This window comes from Brevundimonas sp. UBA7664, assembly GCF_002483305.1.
Classification (GTDB): Bacteria; Pseudomonadota; Alphaproteobacteria; order Caulobacterales; family Caulobacteraceae; genus Brevundimonas.
The window spans coordinates 42531-55663 of the sequence record NZ_DLHQ01000017.1 but is presented as its reverse complement, the minus strand read 5'-3'; the positions used below and the strand labels follow the sequence as shown (position 1 = coordinate 55663).

Annotated in this window: 17 protein-coding genes; 8 read left to right on the top strand and 9 right to left on the bottom strand. The window is 69.8% G+C overall.

What is annotated here, in order from left to right:
- Positions 1–25: 25 nt before the first annotated feature.
- The 3 genes from nagZ to B2742_RS03345 all read right to left on the bottom strand — a co-directional run bounded on the left by nagZ (position 26) and on the right by B2742_RS03345 (position 3117).
- Positions 26–1075 (bottom strand): beta-N-acetylhexosaminidase, encoded by a 1050-nt coding sequence (nagZ, locus tag B2742_RS03355; RefSeq protein WP_292062967.1) that lies wholly within the window; start codon positions 1073–1075, stop codon positions 26–28.
- Between the two features lie 7 nt (positions 1076–1082).
- On the bottom strand, positions 1083–1835 hold the full coding sequence (locus B2742_RS03350; RefSeq protein WP_292062963.1) for an SPOR domain-containing protein: 753 nt from the start codon (positions 1833–1835) through the stop codon (positions 1083–1085).
- A gap of 106 nt (positions 1836–1941) precedes the next feature.
- Entirely contained in the window at positions 1942–3117 is a 1176-nt protein-coding gene (locus B2742_RS03345) for a deoxyguanosinetriphosphate triphosphohydrolase (protein ID WP_292062962.1), read from the bottom strand.
- A 63-nt stretch (positions 3118–3180) separates the two neighbouring features.
- On the opposite strand from B2742_RS03345, the gene B2742_RS03340 reads away from it, so the two are divergent.
- A complete protein-coding gene (locus B2742_RS03340; protein ID WP_292062958.1) occupies positions 3181–3558 on the top strand; it encodes a HesB/IscA family protein in 378 nt (125 codons plus the stop codon).
- Positions 3559–3600: 42 nt separating this feature from the next.
- On the opposite strand, the gene B2742_RS03335 is transcribed toward B2742_RS03340, so the two are convergent.
- Positions 3601–3930: a hypothetical protein gene (locus B2742_RS03335; RefSeq protein WP_292062955.1), complete on the bottom strand. Its 330-nt coding sequence runs from the start codon at positions 3928–3930 to the stop codon at positions 3601–3603.
- Positions 3931–4081: 151 nt separating this feature from the next.
- On the opposite strand from B2742_RS03335, the gene B2742_RS03330 reads away from it, so the two are divergent.
- The 3 genes from B2742_RS03330 to B2742_RS03320 are packed head-to-tail and all read left to right on the top strand — an operon-like array spanning position 4082 to position 5990.
- Positions 4082–4366, top strand: coding sequence for a metalloregulator ArsR/SmtB family transcription factor (locus tag B2742_RS03330; protein WP_292062952.1), 285 nt, complete (start codon positions 4082–4084; stop codon positions 4364–4366).
- Positions 4363–5040 carry an SdpI family protein gene (locus B2742_RS03325; RefSeq protein ID WP_292062950.1) on the top strand — a complete coding sequence of 226 codons (678 nt, stop codon included), beginning with the start codon at positions 4363–4365 and terminating at the stop codon, positions 5038–5040. The genes B2742_RS03330 and B2742_RS03325 overlap by 4 nt, the downstream gene beginning before the upstream one ends.
- A gap of 20 nt (positions 5041–5060) precedes the next feature.
- On the top strand, positions 5061–5990 hold the full coding sequence (locus B2742_RS03320; protein WP_292062947.1) for an alpha/beta fold hydrolase: 930 nt from the start codon (positions 5061–5063) through the stop codon (positions 5988–5990).
- On the opposite strand, the gene B2742_RS03315 is transcribed toward B2742_RS03320, so the two are convergent.
- Both B2742_RS03315 and B2742_RS03310 read right to left on the bottom strand, forming a co-directional pair.
- Positions 5987–7318: a dihydroorotase gene (locus B2742_RS03315; protein ID WP_292062944.1), complete on the bottom strand. Its 1332-nt coding sequence runs from the start codon at positions 7316–7318 to the stop codon at positions 5987–5989. The genes B2742_RS03320 and B2742_RS03315 overlap by 4 nt on opposite strands.
- Positions 7319–7351: 33 nt before the next feature.
- The gene (locus B2742_RS03310; RefSeq protein ID WP_292062941.1) at positions 7352–8311 is read right to left on the bottom strand and encodes a glycosyltransferase family 9 protein; all 960 of its coding nucleotides are present in this window, start codon (positions 8309–8311) and stop codon (positions 7352–7354) included.
- Between the two features lie 231 nt (positions 8312–8542).
- Here B2742_RS03310 and B2742_RS03305 point away from each other — a divergent pair, with 231 nt between their 5' ends.
- Together B2742_RS03305 and B2742_RS03300 are read left to right on the top strand one after the other, a co-directional pair.
- Positions 8543–8845, top strand: a complete 303-nt coding sequence (locus B2742_RS03305) for a hypothetical protein (RefSeq protein ID WP_292062937.1) — start codon at positions 8543–8545, stop codon at positions 8843–8845.
- A gap of 31 nt (positions 8846–8876) precedes the next feature.
- Complete coding sequence (locus B2742_RS03300; protein WP_292062935.1) at positions 8877–9689, top strand: YgfZ/GcvT domain-containing protein; 813 nt, start codon at positions 8877–8879, stop codon at positions 9687–9689.
- Between the two features lie 34 nt (positions 9690–9723).
- On the opposite strand, the gene B2742_RS03295 is transcribed toward B2742_RS03300, so the two are convergent.
- Positions 9724–9963 carry a hypothetical protein gene (locus B2742_RS03295; protein WP_292062932.1) on the bottom strand — a complete coding sequence of 80 codons (240 nt, stop codon included), beginning with the start codon at positions 9961–9963 and terminating at the stop codon, positions 9724–9726.
- Positions 9964–10086: 123 nt separating this feature from the next.
- On the opposite strand from B2742_RS03295, the gene B2742_RS03290 reads away from it, so the two are divergent.
- Complete coding sequence (locus B2742_RS03290) at positions 10087–10737, top strand: cyclase family protein (RefSeq protein ID WP_292062930.1); 651 nt, start codon at positions 10087–10089, stop codon at positions 10735–10737.
- A gap of 12 nt (positions 10738–10749) precedes the next feature.
- Here the strand turns inward: B2742_RS03290 and B2742_RS03285 are convergent, their stop codons facing one another.
- A complete protein-coding gene (locus tag B2742_RS03285; protein WP_292062927.1) occupies positions 10750–11952 on the bottom strand; it encodes a patatin-like phospholipase family protein in 1203 nt (400 codons plus the stop codon).
- A 179-nt stretch (positions 11953–12131) separates the two neighbouring features.
- On the opposite strand from B2742_RS03285, the gene B2742_RS03280 reads away from it, so the two are divergent.
- Positions 12132–12485, top strand: coding sequence for a hypothetical protein (locus B2742_RS03280; RefSeq protein ID WP_292062924.1), 354 nt, complete (start codon positions 12132–12134; stop codon positions 12483–12485).
- Positions 12486–12572: 87 nt separating this feature from the next.
- Here the strand turns inward: B2742_RS03280 and B2742_RS03275 are convergent, their stop codons facing one another.
- A complete protein-coding gene (locus B2742_RS03275; RefSeq protein ID WP_292062921.1) occupies positions 12573–13058 on the bottom strand; it encodes a hypothetical protein in 486 nt (161 codons plus the stop codon).
- Positions 13059–13133: the final 75 nt, after the last annotated feature.

Sequence of the window (13133 nt, the reverse complement as noted above, 5' to 3'; positions counted from 1 at the left end):
CTTCCCCCGCAAGGGGGGAAGGAATTCATGGTTGAGCCTCCCCGACATCCGGTCCCTTCGCCGCCTCCAGCTTGCCGGCCATCAGCGCGTCGAACCGGAGCCGCGCCTCGAACGGGTCCAGCGGCTCCAACGCGCTGACGATCCGCGACATGGCCGCCGCGGCCCGCTTGCCCGCCTTGCCCTTCAGCTTGCCGACGCCCTCCGCGACCTCGCGCATCTCTTTCAGGTCGCCGTTGCAGTGCAGGACGACGTCGCAGCCCGCCTTCAGCGCCGCCTCGGCCCTGTCCCGCAGCGAACCCGACAGCGCCTTCATCGACAGGTCGTCGGTCATGATCAGGCCGCCGAACCCCAGTTCGGTCCGCATCAGGTTCACGGCCTTCTTCGACGTCGTCGCCGGCCGCTTCGGGTCGATGGCGTCGAACACCACATGCGCGGTCATCGCCAGCGGCATGTCCGACAGCGCCTTGAACGGCGCGAAATCCCAGCCGTCCAGCGTCGCCAGATCGGCGTGCACCACCGGCAGGTCATGGTGGCTGTCGGCGAAGGCCCGCCCGTGCCCCGGCATGTGTTTGATCACCGGCAGGACCCCCCCGGCCAGCAGCCCCTCCGCCGCCGCCCGGCCCAGCTGCGCCACGGTCGCCGGGTCCTGGGCGTAGGCCCGGTCGCCGATGATGTCGTGGGCGCCTGGAACCGGAACGTCCAGCACCGGCAGGCAATCAACATTGATCCCCACCGCCTTCAGGTCATGCGCCATCAGCCGCGCGACCAGCCGGACCAGCTCCCGCGCCGCCAGCGGATCGTTGGTCGCTTTCAGATAGGCCTCGCCCGGCGGATATTTCGGCCAGTGCGGCGGTCCCATCCGCTGCACCCGTCCGCCCTCCTGGTCGATCAGGATCGGGGCGGCGGCGTCGCCGATGCTGTCGCGCAGTTCGGCGGTCAGAGCCCGCACCTGTTCCGGGCTGTCGATATTGCGCCGGAACAGGATGAACCCCCACGGCCGGACTTCGGCGAAGAAACTGCGCTCCGCCTCCGTCAGCCGATGGCCGCTACACCCATAGATCGCCGCCGAGGTCACCGATGGATCAACGCACGAAACAGTCGCCGCCGGCGGCCTTGATCGCATTGCACAGGCCGGTCGCCTGTTCGCGGCTCAGGCCGGTGACGGTGGTGCGATAGACGGTTGAGCCGTTCGAGGCCGTCACCTCCTGCACCCGCTTGTCGGCCCCGGCGGTGAACTGGGGATAGCGTCCGACGATGGCGGCGTATTCACGATCGGCCAGGCTGGGCGTCGAGAAGGCGCCGATCTGGACGCCCGAACTGCCGCCGACCGGGGTGGGCGGACGGTCTTCGGCCTTCGGACCGGGCACCACTGCGGGCCCGCCGACCGTCGGCGCGACCCGGGGCAGTCTCGGCTCGGTCGTGGTCGGGCGAGCCGCCGGACGCGGCTGCACGGCTTCCGGGGGCGGAACGAAGGTCGGGGCGGCGGTCGGGGCCTCGGCCGCGTCATAGACGTCGATGCCCGCCTCGGGGTCGATCGGCTGCGCGTCCAGGGGGGCCTCCGCCTTCATCTCCACGACCGGCGTGCCGACGGCGGGCGGGGCGTCGTTCGAGGAGCGCGGCCCGGCGCGGTAATAGACCACCACGGCGATGATCAGCACCAGCAGCACCACGCCCGAGATGATCAGGGTCATCGGCGGGGCCTTGCCGCCGCCGCCGCCGCCGCCCCGGCGCGGATCATAGCCGCCGCGGTTGAACGGCAGGTCGTCGTCGGTCGGCGGCGTATAGGCGCCCCGGTCGCGGCCCTGGTTCGGACGATAGGGATCTTCATTGGACATGACCGCGCCTTCCGTCGGGTCCGCGCGAATCGACGCGTGGAACAGACACTCTATCCCGGTCCGAGTCCTTTTTCAGGCCGGGAGATCGGGGGAACCACTCAATCCCCTACAAATCCAGCGCCAGATCCAGGCTGAACAGCTTCCTGTGCTCCTCGATCGCATAGCGGTCGGTCATGCCGGCGATATAGTCGCACACCGCCCGCGCCCGCTTCGCCTCGTCCGCCACGTCCGCCCGGCCCGACCATTCGGGCGGCAGCGTCGCCGGCTCCGCCATGAACAGCTGGAACATCTCGCCCAGCAGCCGCCGCGCCTGGCTGCGGGTGCGGTTGACGCGATAGTGGCGGTACATCCGCTCGAACAGGAATTTCCGCAGCACGCCCAGATCGGCCAGCATGCCGGGCGAGAACGCCACCAGCATCCGGTCAGCGGTGCGCACCGCCTCGGTCGAGCGCACGCCCGCCGCCTCGATCCGCGCCTCGGTCTCGGCCAGCACGTCCTCGACCATGGCCCCGATCATGCGCCGCACCGCCTCGATGCGGATCATCCGGTCGTCGATATCCGGCCAGTCCCTGCGCACCCCGTGCAGCACCGGCCCGATCAGCGGCACATCGGCCAGGTCGTCCAGCGTGAACAGCCCCGCCTGCACCCCGTCGTCGACGTCATGATTGTTGTAGGCGATGTCGTCCGCGATCGCCGCCGCCTGCGCCTCCAGCGAGGCGAAGGTCCCCAGCCGCAGGTCCCAGCCCGGCGCATAGTCGGCGATCGCCTTCCACGCCGGCTCATGCAGACGGTGCGACACCGGCCCGTTGTGCTTGACCACCCCCTCGACGGTCTCCCAGCTCAGGTTCAGCCCGTCGAATTGCGGATAGCGATGCTCCAGCTTCGTCACCACGCGGAAGGTCTGGACGTTGTGGTCGAACCCGCCCCACGGCTGCATTTGCGCCTGCAGCTCGTCCTCGCCGGCGTGGCCGAACGGCGGATGCCCCAGGTCGTGCGCCAGCGCCACCGTCTCGGCCAGGTCGGTGTCCAGCCGCAGCGCATGGGCCAGCGATCGCGCGATCTGCGCCACCTCCAGCGAATGGGTCAGGCGGGTGCGGTAGTGATCGCCCTCGTGCGCCACGAAGACCTGGGTCTTCTCCTTCAGCCGGCGGAAGGCGGTGGCGTGGATGATCCGGTCGCGGTCGCGGGCGTAGGCGTTGCGCGTCCGGCTGATCGGTTCGGGGGTCAGCCGCCCGCGGCTGTGCTCGGGATATTCGGCGTATGGCGCGCGTTCGGGGATCACAGTGTGCCGCTCTTTCGGGCCCGGGCCTTTGCGAACGCCCGTCCGCGCCTCATATAGCCCCCTGTGAGCACCGTCCAATCCATCCCCGCCTACCAGCTGTCGCCGTCCGCCGGCGGTCACGGCCTGACCCTGTCCGGCAGCGCGGCGATACGGCTGGCCGAACTGGGCCGGGCCGAGGGTCGCCCGGTGATGCTCCGCGTCGCCGTCGACGGCGGCGGCTGTTCCGGCTTCCAGTACCGCTTCGAACTGGTCGAGACCGCCGACGCCGACGACCTGCGCATCGAGGCCGACGGACAGGCGGCCCTGGTCGACCCCGTCTCCCTCCCCTTCCTCAAGAACTCCGAGATCGCCTACGTCGACGACCTCGCCGGGGCGCAATTCGTGGTGCGGAATCCCAATGCGGCCTCGAGCTGCGGGTGCGGGGTCAGTTTCTCGATCTGAGCAGCCCGGGCATGATGCAGCCGGCTGCGCCTTCAGCGGCGCTTACGACCGACGCACATCGCGAACCCTGGCGGCGTTCAGGCTCTGGTCGCCAAGGGAGCCGAAGCTGAAGCCGGGTCTGGCGGCCTCCTCCGCCACGATCAGCCCGATCTCGACCTCGCCCTGTGCGAGCCGGACTTCGACGGGGTCGCCCTGAACGACGGCATCCCTCAGCGGCGGAGTGGCGCTGACCGGGCTGGCCGGTGGCGCAGGCCTTTGGCCGCTGTCAGCGACCTGGCGCGATTGCCGGCACCGGTAGCAGACTTCTTTGCCCCGCCGCTCCGACCACACCCATTCGTGGCGGCACAGCATCCTTTTCAGATTATTCAGCACCTTGCCCGCCTTCAGCCACCCCGCGGAACAGGGTCCAGCTTGGCGTCGGGTTGTCAATCCCGCGAAAGCGGAGGCGATCCCTCGCGGCGGCGCTCGGACGCCGGCGCCATCGGGCTTGCACTTAGGCTAATTCCTAATTAGCCTCTTCCCTATGAACGCCCTGTTCAAGGCCCTGTCCCACCCCGTCCGCCGCCGCATCATCGACATGCTGCGCAAGGGCCCGATGGCGTCCGGCGACATCGCCGCCGCCTTCGACATGAGCTGGCCGACGATCACTGGCCACCTCAATGCGCTCAAGGAGGCCGGACTGGTCTCGCCCGAGCGCGAGGGGGCCTCGATCCGCTACCGCCTTGAAATCTCGGCCGTCGAGGAGGCGCTCGCCTTCCTGCTGGCCATGACCGGCTCCGGCCGCCCCGATCCGGGAGACACGACATGACCGCCCCGCAGAAATCCGCCCCGGCGCTCAATACCGCCACGGTCGGCCTGAGCCTTCTCGTCGGCGGGATCGGCGTCTGGACCGTCCTCGCCGGGCCGACCGAACTGCTGCCGATCCACTACAACGCCGCCGGTCAGGCGGACGACTGGGGCAGTCGGGAACTGGTCGGCGGCGCCCTGGTCGGCCTCGCCTTGCTGACCCTCCTGCTCGGCGGCGGCATGGCCCTGGCGGCGGGCCGCACCGACGATCCGGCCCGGCGCCGCGCCCTGCGCTACGCCCAGCTGGTCGTCGTCCTCAGCATTCCCCTCGTCAGCCTGCTCGTCGCCTCGGCCAGCCTGACCGGGACGACCGACATCAGCGGCGCCCTGCCCATGGCCCTGATGAGCCTGGTCATCCTGCTGATCGGGGCCTTCCTCGGCCGCGTCGGCCCCAATCCCTTCGTCGGCGTCCGCACGCCCTGGGCCTACAAGAGCCGCCTGGCCTGGGAGCGGTCGAACCGCCTCGCCGGCCGTCTGTTCTTCGTCATCGGCCTCGCCGGCCTGCTGACCGCGCCCTTCGCGCCCCGCCCGCTCGGCCTCTACGGCCTCCTCGCCGCCATCGTCGTCGCCGCCGTCTGGTCCGTGGTCGAGAGCTGGCGCGTCTGGCGCACCGACCCCGACCGCCAGCCCTTCTGATCCGGCCCCGGAGACCCGCCATGCTCAGCCTCATCCTCGCCGCCGCCCTGCTGTCCGACCCGGTCGCCACGCCGGTCGTCCTGCCGACGGAGCCCGCGCCCCTGCACGGGACCCTGCTGACCCCCGACGGCCCAACCCGCGCTGTCGCCCTGATCATCGCCGGCTCCGGCCCCACTGACCGCGACGGCAACAGCCCGCTCGGCGTCTCGGCCTCCAGCTACCGCCTGCTCGCCGAGGGCCTCGCCGCCCACGGCGTCGCCACCGTCCGCACCGACAAGCGCGGCATCGCCGGAAGCGCGGCGGCCGGCGGCCGCGAGGAAGACATGCGCTTCGGCCATCTGGTCGAGGACGCCCGCGCCTGGGCCGCCGCCGCCGCCGAACGGACGGGCCAGCCCTGCGTCTGGCTGATCGGCCACAGCGAGGGGGCGCTGGTCGCCCTCGCCGCCGTCGAGGGCGGCAATAACAGCGTCTGCGGCCTCGTCCTGCTGTCCGGCGCCGGTCGGCGGGCCCGCCTGGTGCTCGAGGAGCAGCTGGGCTCGCAACTGCCCGAGCCGATGCGGACCCAGGCCTTCCACGCCCTCGCCGAGCTCGAAGCCGGCCGCACCGTCGCCGACACGCCCCCGGCCCTCGCCGCCCTGTTCCGCCCCTCGGTCCAGCCCTATCTGATCTCGTGGCTGGCCATGGATCCGGCCGCCCTGACCGCCGCCTACGACGGCCCGGTCATGGTCGGCTCGGGCACCACCGACATCCAGACCCCGGTGGTCGAGGCCGAGGCCCTCGCCGCCGCCCGCCCCGGCGTCCATCTCGTTCTGTGGGAGGGCGTCAACCACCTGCTCAAGATCGCCCCCGCCGACCGCGCCGGCAACATCGCCACCCACAGCAACCCGACCCTGCCGCTGGCCCCGGCGGTGGTGGATGACGTGGCCGGTTTTATCCTCCGGCCGCGTTAGCCCAGCGTCTCCTGAAACCGCACCGGCCGCCCGTGCGCCGATCCGACCAGTTCGCCGTCCTTCATCACGACCCGGCCCCGGACGATCGTCGCCATCGCCTTGCCGGTCGCCTCGAACCCGTCGAACGGCGTCCAGCCGCAACGGCTGGCCATGTCGGCGTGGCGGATCACATGCTTCGCCTTCAGGTCGACCAGCGTCAGGTCGGCGTCGTAGCCCTCGACCATCCGCCCCTTGCCGGCGATGCCGAAGATCCGGTTGGCGCCGTGCGAAGTCAGGTCGATGAACCGGTCAAGGCTCAGCCGGCCCTCAGCCACATGCGTCAGCATCACGGGCACGAGGGTCTGCACCCCCGGCATCCCCGACGGCGACGCCGGATACGGCTTGGCCTTCTCCTCGATCGTGTGCGGCGCGTGGTCCGAGCCCAGCACGTCGAACACCCCCTGCTCGACCCCGCCCCACAGCCCGGCGATATGGGCCGCATTGCGGATCGGGGGGTTCATCTGGGCATAGCCCTTCAGCCGCGCATAGGCCTCGTCCCCGTCCAGCGTCAGATGCTGCGGCGTCACCTCGGCCGTGGCGACGTCCTTGTGGTCGGCGAGGAAGCGCACCTCCTCCGCCGTCGACACGTGCAGCACATGGATCCGCGCGCCGACCTCGCGGGCGAGGGCCACCAGCCGCCGGGTCGAACGGATGGCGCTCTCGGCGTCGCGCACCTCGGGATGGCTGGTCCAGTCGCCGGTCCGGGCAAGCGGCCGCCGCTCGACCAGCCGGTACTCGTCCTCGGAATGGAAGGTCGCCCGCCGCTTCACGTGGCGCAGCACCTCGCGCACCCCGTCGTCATCGGCGACCAGCAGGGTCCCCGTCGAGGCCCCCATGAACACCTTGACCCCGCAGCACCCGGGCAGCCGCTCCAGCTCGGCGAGGTATTTCGCATTGCCGTGCGTCCCGCCGATGTAGAAGGCGTGGTCCGTCCACATCCGGTCCCGCGCCCGGTCCAGCTTGTCGGCCAGGGTCTCCGGGTCGGTCGTATTGGGCTCGGTGTTCGGCATTTCGAACACCGAAGTGACCCCGCCCAGCGCCGCCGCGCGCGAGCCGCTCTCGAGATCTTCCTTCCACTCCAGCCCCGGCTCGCGGAAATGGACCTGGGTGTCGATGACGCCGGGCAGGACGGTCAGGCCGGTCGCATCGACCGTCTCCCCGGCGCTGGCCTGCGACAGGTCGCCGACGAAGACGATCCGCCCGTCGACCACGCCGACGTCGGCCTTGCCGCGCCCCGCGTGATTGGCCACTTCGCCGCCGCGGACGATCAGGTCGTATGTCTGGGTCATGCCCCGTCCCTTAGCCCCGCGCGGCCGAACGATCTAGGCCGCCGCGCGCTCGGCCAGAAGCTTCGTCGCCGCCTTCAGCACCCGGTCGGCGGGCAGGTCGTTCATGTGCTGGATGGCCTGGTTCAGGTTCGGGTCGATCTTGCGGAACTCCTCGACCGAGCGCGGCCCGCGCACCGCGATGCCGCCCCACGGCCCGTGCTCGGCCTCATCCGACGGCCCGAAGGCCGCCACCACCGGCACGCCGGACGCCACCGCCAGGTCGGTCCAGATGGTGTCGGCCCCGACATAGAGCGCCGCCCGCCCGATCGCCGCGACGCTTTCCAGCCGGCCCAGCCGGCCCTGCAGCTCGGTCACCCGGGTGCGCGGCAGCGACAGGCGGATGACATGGGCCGCGTCGCGGGCGTTGTCGTCGCCGACCACGATCACCCGACCGCCTTCCATCGGCCCACCGTCGCCGACCAGGGCCACGGCGATCTTGGCGTAGCGTTCCGAGGGCCAGACCTTGCCCATCCAGTCCGCGCCGGGGCCGATGGCGAGGATCGGGACGTCCTCGGACGGGATCAGGGCGTCCGCCTTCGTCTGCGTGGCCTCGGAGACGAACAGCTTCGGGGCCGGAACCTCCTCCAGCTGCAGCACCCGCGCCGCCTGCTCGACCGCGTGGACCCCGGCCTCCCACGCCCCGCGCACGGCCCGCTTCTGCCGCTTCAGCTTGCCCGACAGGGTGGTGCCGCGCATGTCGACGACCAGCCCCCATTTCGTCTCCCGCACCTTGTTCCAAAGCCCCAGCCAGTCCAGCCGGCTGTCGCGTTCCAGCACGATCAGCCGGTCGAGCCGCGGCGTGTCCGCGAACAGGGGCGCGCTCTTCGGCGATCCCACGATCGTGAAGCTCGCCTGCGGCATGGCCTCGACCATATAGGCGAGCACCCCCGACGACAGGATCGCGTCGCTCGCGTCGGCCTCGGCGATGTAGAGGATGGGGAACCGTGCGGCCATGGATCGCACCGTATACGGATTCTCGCTCTGTCAGCGTCGTTGGGGTCGCGTTCGTGCGACATGCGCGTAAGTTCGCTGTGGACGAGGGAGGACGCCGTGGAAGTTCGATCTATCTGGATAGCGAGCTCACTCAGCTTGCTTATGGGCGCGGCATCCGTCCCGCCTGCTCCGCAAGTCCCACGTGAAGCTCCTCCCGGCGAGGGCGTCATCTGCGCTTGGGCCATCTACAGTTTGGTCGAAGAGGTCGGCCGTCGCTGTGCACCGGACCATTACCCGCAGGCGCAGGCGGAGTTACGCCGAACCGTCCAAAAGCTGGATGATTATGTCCGGGACAATTCGGACTTCACGCCGGAAGAGATCGCCCAGTTCAAGTCGCAGCAGGCGCATGTCGGCGCACCTGAAGCGGAGCTTTGCCAGGGTGATGGCCTGGAGATGTTCGAACATATCGCCCGGACTGATCCGGTCGAGTTAAGCACCAGTATTGATGCGTTGATCGCCCGTCCCGGCGCTCCAACTTGGGGCACCTGCCTGTAGAACTGCGCTGCGGCGCCCTATCTAGACCCTCATGACCACCCGTATCGCCCACCTCGACAGCCGCGCCCTGATCCGGGTCTCGGGCGCCGACGCCCGGCCCTTCCTGCACAATCTGCTGACCCAGGATGTGGAGACCCTGGCGCCCGGCGAGCTCCGCTTCGGCGCCCTGCTGTCGCCGCCCGGGCGGCTGCTGTTCGACCTGTTCCTGTGGGGCGAGGCCGACGCTGTCGTCCTCGATGTCGCCGCCGACCGTCGCGACGCCCTGCTGCAGCGGCTGGCGATGTACAGGCTGCGGGCTCAGGTCACGGTCGAGGCCGACGACCGCCGTGTCTTCGCCAGCTGGCCCGACGTCGCCGATGGTTTCGCCGCCGACCCCCGGGCGCCCGGCCTCGGCGGCCGCCGCTACGGCGGCGACAGCGAAACGACCGCCGACGAATCCGACTGGCAGGCCCACCGCCTCGCCGTCGGCGTCCCCGATCCATCCGCCGACGCTCCGGCCGACAAGACCTATCCGATCGAGGCCAATTTCGACCTGCTGAACGGCATCGACTTTCAGAAGGGCTGTTTCGTCGGCCAGGAGACAACCTCGCGCATGAAGCGACGCGGGGCGATCAAGACCCGTATGCTGCCGATCGCCTTCGACGGTCCGCCGCCCCCCTTCGGCGCCGAGGTGCTGAACGGCGAGCTTCGCGCCGGCGAGGTGCTCAGCGGCCGCGACGGCGCGGCCATGGCCGCGCTGCGGCTGGACCGGATCGACGGCGATCTGACGGTCGATGGCCGGCGGGTCACGGCGCGGCTGCCGGACTGGAGCGGCCTCCAGAACGAAAAACGCGCCCGGAGCTGACCCCGGGCGCGTCTCCGTTAGTCAGGGCCGTCGCTTAGTGCGCGGGGGTCTCGGCGGGCGTCTGGATCGACGCGTCGACGTTCTCGGCGGCTTCGTTGGTGGCGGCGGCGGCGTTGTCGGCGGCGGCGTCGGCGTTGGCGGCCGTGTCCTGCGCGGCCGAGGCGACGGTCTCGCCAGCCGAATCGGCGGTGGCGGCGGCGTTTTCCTCGGTCTGCTGCGAGCAGGCGGCGAGGGTCAGGGCGGCCGCGGCGGCGGCGAACAGGGCGATACGCATGGTCAGAATCCTTCCTTGTTGGGAGCCGCCCTTTTTTCGCCTCGACCGCGACTTGTCCACCCCCTTTGACCCGCGGCGGGGGCCCGATCATCATCCTGGTCCCACAATCCGGACGCCCGTTTCATGCCGCTCATCGACCTCAGCCACTCCATCGAAGCCGGCATGATCACCTACAAGGGCCTGCCCGCCCCGCTGGTCTGCGATCATCTGAGCCGCGAGGCCTCCCGCGCCCACTACGACCCGGGGACCGAATTCCAGATCGGCCGGATCGAGATGGTCGGCAACACCGGCACCTATCTGGACACCCCCTTCCACCGCTACGCCGACGGCGAGGACCTCAGCGATGTCGGCCTCGACCGCGTCGCCGGCCTGCCCGGCCTGGTCGTCCGGACGCCGGGCATCCAGGCCATCGACGCCGACCGGTTCGCCGGCCTCGATCTGCGCGGCAAGGCCGTGCTGGTCCACACCGGCTGGGCCCGCCACTGGCGCTCGGACGCCTATTTCGAGAACCACCCCTTCCTGACCGAAGCCGCCGCCGCCGGGCTGGTCGAGGCGGGCGCGGCCCTGGTGGGCATCGACTCCCACAACATCGACGACACCCGCACCCGGTCGCGCCCGGCCCACACCCTGCTGCTCGGCGCCGGCATCCCGATCTGCGAACACATGCGCGGGCTCGAACTCTTGCCCGACGCCGGCTTCCGCTTCACCGCCGCCCCGCCCAAGGTGAAGGCGTTCGGGACTTTCCCGGTGCGGGCCTTCGCCGAAATCCCCTGATCAGGCCGCGGATCAGTCGCCCGGCGCGACGGGGGGCGGTGTCGCGGCTGTCTCGGCGGCGGCTTCCGGCTCCGGGCTCTTCATCTCCGACCATGCCGCGCCGCCCGCGGCCGCGGCCCGTCCCAGTTCGAACAGCGCGGCCATGGACTCGGGGCCGAAGTCGAGGCTGGAAGCTTCGACGCCGTCGGGAATGGCGGCCACATACAGGCTCAGGCCGTTGCGCTCGGCGAAGACCAGATTGACGGCCAGGCTGGTGCGCAGGTTCGCCTTGCTCATCGTGTCATAGGTCCGGGCCAGAATGGCCGGCAGCGTGCCCCGGGTGATCGTTTCGGTGCGACCCATCTGCCCGTTGATGAGGACGTAAAGCGCGGTTCCGTCCGGCGCCGGCGTCAGGGTGGTCACCGTCAACAGGCTTTCCGGAATGCCGAGGAAGGGTGTGATCACGCCCCCGTCGACATGCATCTCCTCGATCAACCGCCCCTCGTCATCGACGCCGGAGATCATCACCGGCGGGAAGACGCCGGGAATACTGGCCGAGGCCAGCAGAACCTCGCGAAACAGCGCCACCGCCTGGTCCCCGCCCTGCCGGGCCAGGACGCCCATGTCCCAGATCACCGTCTCCTGCGTATCCAGATTGGTGGTCACGATCAGCAGCCGCCGGCCCTTGTCGTGTTCGATGGCGATCTGGCGCAGCAGTTCCGGCGTCACATAGTCCTCGACGAGGTCCTTCAGCACCCCGGAATCGAACAGACCCGGCGTGACCAGGCCGGCGAAACTGCGCCAGCCCAGCAGCCCACGCGTCCGCCCCTCGGCATAGGCGCCGCGCAGTTCGTCGTCCCACTCCGGCCCCAGAAAGGCGAAGGGGGCGGCGAGCGCGCCGGTGCTGACCCCGGTGACGACCAGAAAGGCGGGGCGGCTTCCGCTCTCGGTCCAGCCGGTCAGCACGCCCGCGCCATAGGCTCCGTTGGCCCCGCCGCCCGAGAGAGCGAGGATGGCCGGCGGTTCGGAACTGCTCCACAACCGGTCGCCGATCTCGGTGGCCAGCGCCTCGACCCGGACCGTGTCGCCGGCGCGGATGCGCGGGTCCTCGGTCGGACGCCACGTCCGGGCGTCAAGCCGGATGACCCCGCCTTCCGGACGGGCAATGGTTCCGCAGCCGGCGAGCCACAGCGCGGTCAGCAGCGCGGCGAGCAGGCGCACGGGGGTACGTGGCATGGGCGGTCGTTCCATCAATGCTGCGGCTGGCGGTCTCTGTAGCACAGCAGGGCCGAAGCGCCGCCTGACGATCGGCCTTCATCATTCAGCGAATTATCGCGCCGCCATCTCGACGTAGTTGACACATCGGTGTTAGTTCGAAGCTGCGCAGGGGGCGCATCCCTCCAAGGAAATGTAAGATGTTCAAGGCTTTCGCACGCCGCGCCGTACTTGCGGCCGCCATTTCGGCTGTCGCCCTCGGGACGATGGGTTTCCAGTCGAACGACGGTCAGGACCGCCGCGTTCGCATCATCAATGTCACCGGCGTCACCATGACCCATTTCTACGCCTCCAACTCGGGCGAGGACGACTGGCAGGAAGACATTCTCGGCCGCGACGTGCTGGCCAACGGCGCCTCGGTGACGATCAACATCGACGACGGCTCCGGCGCCTGCATCTATGACTTCAAGGCCCGCTTCGCCGACGGCGACGAGCTCGAGAAATACCGCATCAACGTCTGCCAGATCACCGAATACCGCTACACCGCTGGCTGATCACCCGGTCCGGCCGAAGATCAGGGCCGCGTCCTTCGGGGCGCGGCCCTTTTTCGTGGCTGATCGCTGCCCCGTCCCCATGGCGGTTCAGCTGCCTGCCGTGCCCTGCACCTCAATCACCAGACAACCGGGCTGGGCTGCCCGGTCCTCCGGTAGCGCCGCGCATCTCCCCTCCGTTGCGCTGATCCGAACCTTTCGGCCGCGGATCAGATGGAATCCATCCGGAGTGGCGGCGCCGTGTCGAAGGCAGTTCTGCAGGTTATCGGCGATGTCGGACAGGCTGAAATAATGGGTGGAACGGGCATGGGCGGCGTAAAAGTCTGACGCCACCGTGTCATCAGGATCGGCGAAAAGCTGGGCGAACAGATAAATGGTCATGGGTTTAATCGGCCAGTAGAACACCGCCTTCCGCGGCTGGCCCACGGGAGTCCCGTCAACAAATGCTGTCACTGACGGACACTCGACCGCGCCATCCACGCGGCGGCCGTCAGACGGTCCCCCGGCACATGCGGACAGAACTGCTGCCGCGACGACGATGGCCACGATCCGAAATGTCCTGAAATCCGTTGTCATGGAGAACTCCCGAGCGCGCCTCCCTCAATGCGCCGATCTGCGGGTGACCATACTCCGCGCCTGAAGAAAGTCTCG